The sequence below is a fragment of the Bacillus sp. FSL K6-0069 genome (genome assembly GCF_038007785.1).
In the GTDB taxonomy this organism is placed as follows: domain Bacteria; phylum Bacillota; class Bacilli; order Bacillales; family Bacillaceae_G; genus Bacillus_A; species Bacillus_A mobilis.
Genome location: NZ_JBBOXN010000001.1, coordinates 1 through 7,500 on the forward strand (window position 1 = coordinate 1; position 7,500 = coordinate 7,500).

Here is a 7,500-nt window from a genome sequence, read left to right on the forward strand (position 1 = left end):
TTGGAAAACATCTCTGATTTATGGAACAGTGCCTTAAAAGAACTAGAAAAAAAGGTCAGTAAGCCAAGTTATGAAACATGGTTAAAGTCAACAACCGCGCATAATTTAAAGAAAGACGTATTAACAATTACGGCTCCAAATGAATTCGCTCGTGATTGGTTAGAATCTCATTATTCAGAGCTAATTTCGGAAACACTTTACGATTTAACGGGGGCAAAATTAGCTATTCGCTTTATTATTCCCCAAAGTCAAGCTGAAGAGGAGATTGATCTTCCTCCTTCTAAACCAAATTCAGCACAAGATGATTCTAATCATTTACCGCAGAGCATGCTAAATCCAAAATATACGTTTGATACATTTGTTATTGGCTCTGGTAATCGTTTTGCTCACGCTGCTTCATTGGCCGTAGCCGAAGCGCCAGCTAAAGCATATAATCCCCTCTTTATTTACGGGGGAGTTGGACTCGGAAAGACCCATTTAATGCATGCAATTGGTCATTATGTAATTGAACATAACCCAAACGCAAAGGTTGTATATTTATCATCAGAAAAATTTACAAATGAATTCATTAATTCTATTCGTGATAATAAAGCGGTCGATTTTCGTAATAAATACCGTAATGTAGATGTTTTATTGATAGATGATATTCAATTTCTAGCAGGAAAAGAACAAACTCAAGAAGAGTTTTTCCATACATTCAATGCATTACACGAAGAAAGTAAACAAATTGTAATTTCAAGTGATCGGCCACCAAAAGAAATTCCAACTTTAGAAGACCGTCTTCGTTCTCGCTTTGAATGGGGACTCATTACGGATATTACGCCACCAGATTTAGAAACACGAATTGCAATTTTACGTAAAAAAGCAAAGGCTGAAGGACTCGATATACCAAATGAGGTTATGCTTTATATTGCAAATCAAATTGATTCAAATATTCGTGAACTAGAAGGTGCACTCATCCGAGTTGTAGCTTATTCATCTTTAATTAACAAAGATATTAATGCTGATTTAGCAGCTGAAGCACTTAAAGATATTATTCCAAATTCTAAACCAAAAATTATCTCCATTTATGATATTCAAAAGGCTGTTGGGGATGTTTATCAAATAAAATTGGAAGATTTCAAGGCGAAAAAGCGAACAAAATCAGTTGCTTTCCCTCGCCAAATTGCAATGTATTTATCACGCGAACTTACAGACTCCTCCTTACCTAAAATAGGTGAAGAATTTGGTGGACGTGATCATACAACAGTTATCCATGCACATGAAAAAATTTCTAAGCTGCTTAAAACGGATACGCAATTACAAAAGCAAGTTGAAGAAATTAACGATATTTTAAAGTAGTAGCTGAATAGTGTGAATAACTTACCTTGTTTTACGCACAGTCTATCCACATGTAGATAGACTGTTTTTACATCCTTTAACGGGGTTATCCACATATCCACAAGCCCTATTACTATTACTACTATTTTTTATCTTTATTAATTAAATAAAATCTTATACTTACCGGAGGTTTTTCTTTATGCGTTTTACAATACAAAAAGACTATCTTGTAAGAAGTGTACAAGATGTAATGAAGGCTGTTTCTTCTCGTACAACAATTCCGATCCTTACAGGAATTAAAATTGTCGCTACGGAAGAAGGCGTTACGTTAACAGGAAGCGATGCTGATATTTCAATTGAATCCTTTATCCCAGTTGAAGACGACGGAAAAGAAATCGTAGAAGTAGCGCAATCAGGAAGTATTATTTTACAAGCAAAATATTTTAGTGAGATTGTAAAAAAATTACCTAAAGAGACTGTCGAAATTTCTGTGGAAAATCATTTTATGACAAAAATAACTTCTGGAAAATCAGAGTTTAATTTAAATGGTTTAGATTCTGCTGAATATCCATTGTTACCACAAATTGAAGAACATCATGTTTTTAAGATTCCAACAGATTTACTGAAACATATGATCAGACAAACGGTATTTGCAGTTTCCACTTCTGAAACAAGACCGATCTTGACAGGTGTAAACTGGAAAGTATATAACAGCGAACTAACTTGTATTGCTACAGATAGCCACAGGTTAGCTCTTCGAAAAGCAAAAATCGAAGGAATCGCAGATGAATTTCAAGCGAATGTTGTTATTCCAGGTAAAAGCTTAAATGAATTAAGCAAAATTCTAGATGAGTCTGAAGAAATGGTAGATATCGTTATTACGGAGTATCAAGTATTATTCCGTACAAAGCATTTATTATTCTTCTCAAGATTGTTAGAAGGGAATTACCCTGATACAACTCGTTTAATTCCAGCCGAAAGTAAAACAGATATTTTTGTAAATACAAAAGAATTTTTACAAGCAATTGATCGTGCATCTCTATTAGCAAGGGATGGTCGTAATAATGTTGTGAAATTATCAACTTTAGAACAAGAAATGCTAGAAATTTCTTCGAATTCACCAGAAATCGGGAAAGTAGTAGAAGAAGTTCAATGTGAAAAAGTAGATGGGGAAGAATTAAAAATATCTTTTAGTGCAAAATATATGATGGATGCACTAAAAGCTTTAGATAGTACTGAAATTAAAATTAGCTTTACTGGCGCAATGAGACCATTCTTAATTCGCACAGTAAATGATGAGTCCATTATTCAATTAATTTTACCGGTTCGTACTTACTAAGTAAGAAGTAAGGGTTGCTAGTTTTCAGATACTAGTAGCCCTTATTTGATTTTTGGGTATTACTTTCCTAATGTTAGTTTATTTAGTACAATGAAAGAATGAACACTTTCAGAAAGTGAGCGATTTTATGAAACGTATTAAAATTTCAACAGAGTATATTACACTAGGACAATTTTTAAAGTTAGCCGATGTAATTGATACAGGTGGCGCTGTAAAATGGTTTTTACAAGAATATGAAGTGTACGTGAATCAAGAACTTGAAAATAGAAGAGGTCGCAAATTATATGCGAACGATATTATTGAAATTCCAGGAAGCGGAAGTTTCCAAGTTCAGGCATAAAGGGGGAGCCCTTTGTTTATTTCAGAAATACAGTTAAAAAACTATCGCAATTATGAAAAGTTAGAGCTTTCCTTTGAAGATAAAGTGAATGTGATTATCGGTGAAAACGCGCAAGGGAAAACGAATTTGATGGAAGCTATTTACGTTTTAGCGATGGCGAAATCTCATAGAACCTCTAATGATCGCGAGCTTATCCGTTGGGATGAAGATTTCGGTCAAATTAAAGGGAAATTACAAAAGAGAAATAGTTCTTTGTCTTTGGAATTAAATATTTCGAAAAAAGGTAAAAAGGCAAAATTAAATCAACTTGAACAACAAAAATTGAGTCAATATATTGGCATGATGAATGTTGTCATGTTTGCCCCAGAAGATTTAAATCTTGTAAAAGGAAGCCCTCAAGTAAGAAGACGCTTTTTAGATATGGAATTAGGACAAATAGCCCCAGTTTATTTGTATGAATTGAGTCAATATCAAAAGGTGCTCACGCAACGAAATCACTTGCTGAAAAAAATGCAAGGGAATAGTAAAAATGAGGAAACGATGTTGGATGTATTTACACTTCAGCTTATTGAGCATGGTGCAAAAATATTGCAAAAACGGTTTGAGTTTTTGCATTTACTACAAGAATGGGCAGCTCCAATTCATCGCGGTATAAGCCGTGGATTAGAAGAATTAGAAATTGTCTATAAACCAAGTGTAGATGTATCAGAATCAATGGATTTGTCGAAAATAAAAGAAGTATACTATGAAAATTTTCAATCTGTGAAACAACGTGAGATTTTCCGTGGTACGACTTTAATTGGTCCTCATCGTGATGATTTACAATTCTTCGTTAATAGTAAAAATGTTCAAGTCTTTGGTTCGCAAGGACAACAACGAACGACCGCACTGTCCCTAAAATTAGCTGAAATTGAATTGATTTACTCAGAAGTTAAGGAATATCCGATTCTTTTATTGGATGATGTATTATCAGAATTAGATGATTATCGTCAATCGCATCTGTTAAATACAATTCAAGGAAAAGTGCAAACATTTGTGACAACGACGAGTGTCGACGGAATTGAACACGAAACATTAAAAGAAGCGAAAACAATTCATGTAACGAACGGCACGGTAGATTGTGAAATAGATAGGGCGTAATCCCTATTTAAATGGAAAAGTAGGTGATCTTTGTGTCAATGGAACAAAAGCAAATGGAAGAAAACTCATATGATGAAAGTCAGATACAGGTACTTGAAGGATTAGAAGCGGTTCGAAAACGCCCTGGGATGTATATTGGATCTACAAGCGGAAAAGGACTTCACCATCTTGTTTGGGAAATCGTCGATAATAGTATTGATGAAGCACTTGCAGGGTATTGTGATGAAATTAACGTTAGTATCGAAGAAGATAATAGTATTCTTGTAACGGATAATGGACGTGGTATTCCAGTTGGTATACAAGAAAAAATGGGACGTCCTGCTGTAGAAGTTATAATGACTGTTCTCCATGCTGGTGGTAAGTTTGGCGGTGGCGGTTATAAAGTTTCTGGTGGTTTGCATGGTGTTGGGGCATCTGTAGTAAATGCTCTATCAACAGAACTAGAGGTATTTGTACATCGTGAAGGAAAAATCCATTATCAAAAATACGAACGAGGTATTCCGGTTGCGGATTTAAAAGTCATTGGTGATACAGATCAAACAGGGACGATAACTCGATTTAAACCAGATCCAGAAATTTTTCAGGAAACAATCGTATACGAATTTGATACGTTAGCAACTCGTATGCGCGAATTAGCATTTTTAAATCGTAATATTAAATTAACAATTGAAGATAAACGTGAACATAAACAGAAGAAAGAATTCCATTATGAAGGTGGAATTAAATCATATGTTGAACATTTAAATCGTTCAAAACAGCCAATTCATGAAGAACCTGTATATGTAGAAGGGTCAAAAGATGGTATTCAAGTTGAAGTCGCGCTCCAATATAACGAAGGATATACAAATCATATTTACTCATTTACAAATAATATTCATACGTATGAAGGCGGTACACATGAGGTAGGATTTAAAACAGCCTTAACTCGTGTGATCAACGATTATGGTCGTAAAAATAATATTTTAAAAGATGCGGATAGTAATTTAACTGGTGAAGATGTTCGCGAAGGTTTAACGGCAATTGTGTCAATTAAACATCCAAATCCGCAATTCGAAGGACAAACGAAGACGAAACTTGGAAATAGTGAAGCAAGAACGATTACAGAGTCAGTGTTCTCAGAGGCATTTGAAAAGTTCTTACTGGAAAATCCCAATGTTGCACGTAAAATTATCGATAAAGGGACTATGGCAGCCCGTGCGCGTGTAGCAGCTAAAAAGGCTCGTGAATTAACTCGCCGAAAGAGTGCTTTAGAAGTTTCAAGTTTACCAGGGAAATTAGCAGACTGTTCTTCTAAAGATCCAGCAATTAGTGAAATTTATATCGTAGAGGGTGACTCTGCGGGTGGTTCTGCGAAACAAGGGCGCGATCGTCATTTTCAAGCAATTTTACCATTGAAGGGTAAAATTATTAATGTTGAAAAGGCACGTTTAGATAAGATTTTATCAAATGATGAAGTTCGTACAATTATTACAGCGATCGGCACAAATATCGGCGGAGACTTCGATATTGAAAAAGCACGCTATCATAAAGTTATTATTATGACCGATGCCGATGTTGATGGTGCGCATATTCGTACCCTATTATTAACGTTCTTCTATCGTTATATGCGTCAAATAATTGAGTGTGGTTATATATATATCGCACAGCCACCTTTATTTAAAGTACAACAAGGTAAGAAAATTCAATATGCTTACAACGATAAGGAACTTGAAAAAATCTTGGCGGAATTACCAGCCCAACCTAAGCCAGGTATTCAGCGTTATAAAGGTCTAGGGGAAATGAATCCAACTCAGTTATGGGAGACGACAATGGACCCAGAAGTACGTTCATTACTTCAAGTTTCTCTTCAAGATGCAATTGAAGCGGATGAAACATTTGAAATTTTAATGGGAGATAAAGTAGAGCCACGTCGTAACTTTATCCAAGAAAATGCAAAATACGTGAAAAACCTTGATATTTAAATGGGTAATGACAGGAATCTAAGTATTCCTGTCTTCTACATATAAATCAATGTATGTGTAACGGAAATGTAAGAGGAGGTGCTCGTTGATGTCAGACAATCAACAACAAGCACGAATTCGAGAAATTAATATTAGTCATGAAATGCGTACTTCGTTTTTAGATTACGCAATGAGTGTTATCGTATCTCGTGCATTACCAGATGTTCGTGATGGATTAAAACCTGTGCATCGTAGGGTTTTATATGCGATGAATGATTTAGGAATTACAGCTGATAAAGCGTATAAGAAATCAGCGCGTATTGTCGGTGAAGTAATCGGTAAGTATCACCCTCACGGTGATTCAGCTGTTTACGAGACGATGGTACGTATGGCGCAAGATTTTAGTCAGCGTTATATGCTTGTTGATGGGCATGGTAACTTTGGTTCTGTTGATGGCGATTCAGCAGCAGCAATGCGTTATACAGAAGCAAGAATGTCTAAGATTTCTATGGAATTAATACGTGATATTTCAAAAAACACGATTGATTATCAAGATAACTATGATGGTTCTGAAAGGGAGCCAATTGTATTGCCGGCGCGTTTCCCTAATTTATTAGTGAACGGTACGACGGGTATTGCGGTTGGTATGGCAACAAATATCCCGCCGCATCAACTCGGTGAAGTAATCGATGGTGTATTGGCACTAAGCCATAATCCTGATATTACGATTGCGGAATTAATGGAGTTTATTCCAGGACCAGATTTTCCAACAGCAGGTTTAATTTTGGGACGAAGTGGGATTCGAAGAGCGTATGAAACAGGTAGAGGCTCTATTATGCTTCGAGCTAAAGTTGAAATTGAAGAAAAGTCAAATGGTAAACAATCTATTCTCGTAACTGAACTACCTTATCAAGTTAATAAGGCGCGATTAATTGAAAAAATCGCAGAATTAGTTCGTGACAAGAAAATTGAAGGTATTACGGATTTACGTGATGAGTCAGATCGAAACGGTATGCGTATTGTTATGGAAGTACGCCGTGATGCTAATGCCAATGTACTATTAAATAATCTATATAAACATACAGCACTTCAAACAAGTTTCGGTATTAATATGTTGTCTCTTGTAAATGGAGAGCCACAAGTATTGAATTTAAAACAAAATTTATATCATTACTTGGAGCATCAGAAGGTAGTAATTCGTCGACGTACTGCTTATGAATTAGAAAAAGCAGAGGCGCGTGCTCATATTTTAGAAGGATTGAGAATTGCTTTAGATCATCTTGATGAAGTTATTACGTTAATTCGTAGTTCGAAAACAGCAGATATTGCAAAGCAAGGCTTAATGGAACGTTTCGGTTTAAGTGAGAAACAAGCGCAAGCAATTTTAGATATGCGTCTGCAACGTTTAACAGGATTAGAAC

Annotated in this window: 6 protein-coding genes (1 of these 6 only partly in view); all 6 read left to right on the top strand. The window is 35.5% G+C overall.

Going from position 1 to position 7,500, the window contains the following annotated elements; translation table 11 throughout:
* The gene (gene dnaA / locus MHB74_RS00005; RefSeq protein WP_016085337.1) at positions 1-1,341 is read left to right on the top strand and encodes a chromosomal replication initiator protein DnaA; all 1,341 of its coding nucleotides are present in this window, start codon (positions 1-3) and stop codon (positions 1,339-1,341) included.
* A 178-nt stretch (positions 1,342-1,519) separates the two neighbouring features.
* Complete coding sequence (dnaN, locus tag MHB74_RS00010) at positions 1,520-2,659, top strand: DNA polymerase III subunit beta (protein WP_001212888.1); 1,140 nt, start codon at positions 1,520-1,522, stop codon at positions 2,657-2,659.
* A 127-nt stretch (positions 2,660-2,786) separates the two neighbouring features.
* Positions 2,787-2,999, top strand: a complete 213-nt coding sequence (yaaA, locus tag MHB74_RS00015) for a S4 domain-containing protein YaaA (protein WP_000821366.1) — start codon at positions 2,787-2,789, stop codon at positions 2,997-2,999.
* 12 nt (positions 3,000-3,011) lie between these two features.
* On the top strand, positions 3,012-4,139 hold the full coding sequence (gene recF, locus MHB74_RS00020) for a DNA replication/repair protein RecF (RefSeq protein WP_000470743.1): 1,128 nt from the start codon (positions 3,012-3,014) through the stop codon (positions 4,137-4,139).
* A gap of 38 nt (positions 4,140-4,177) precedes the next feature.
* Complete coding sequence (gyrB, locus tag MHB74_RS00025; RefSeq protein WP_061679590.1) at positions 4,178-6,100, top strand: DNA topoisomerase (ATP-hydrolyzing) subunit B; 1,923 nt, start codon at positions 4,178-4,180, stop codon at positions 6,098-6,100.
* A gap of 88 nt (positions 6,101-6,188) precedes the next feature.
* A protein-coding gene (gyrA, locus tag MHB74_RS00030; protein ID WP_001282859.1) for a DNA gyrase subunit A crosses the window boundary here: on the top strand, positions 6,189-7,500 show its 5' portion. The gene runs 1,160 nt beyond the window's last position; 1,312 of the gene's 2,472 nt are visible here — the first part of the coding sequence; its start codon is at positions 6,189-6,191; the stop codon falls past the right edge of the window.

Bases quoted from the DNA above. Each gene is read 5' to 3' on its own strand.
- dnaN (WP_001212888.1), top strand. From the start codon at position 1,520: ATGCGTTTTACAATACAAAAAGACTATCTTGTAAGAAGTGTACAAGAT.
- gyrB (WP_061679590.1), top strand. From the start codon at position 4,178: ATGGAACAAAAGCAAATGGAAGAAAACTCATATGATGAAAGTCAGATA.
- yaaA (WP_000821366.1), top strand. From the start codon at position 2,787: ATGAAACGTATTAAAATTTCAACAGAGTATATTACACTAGGACAATTT.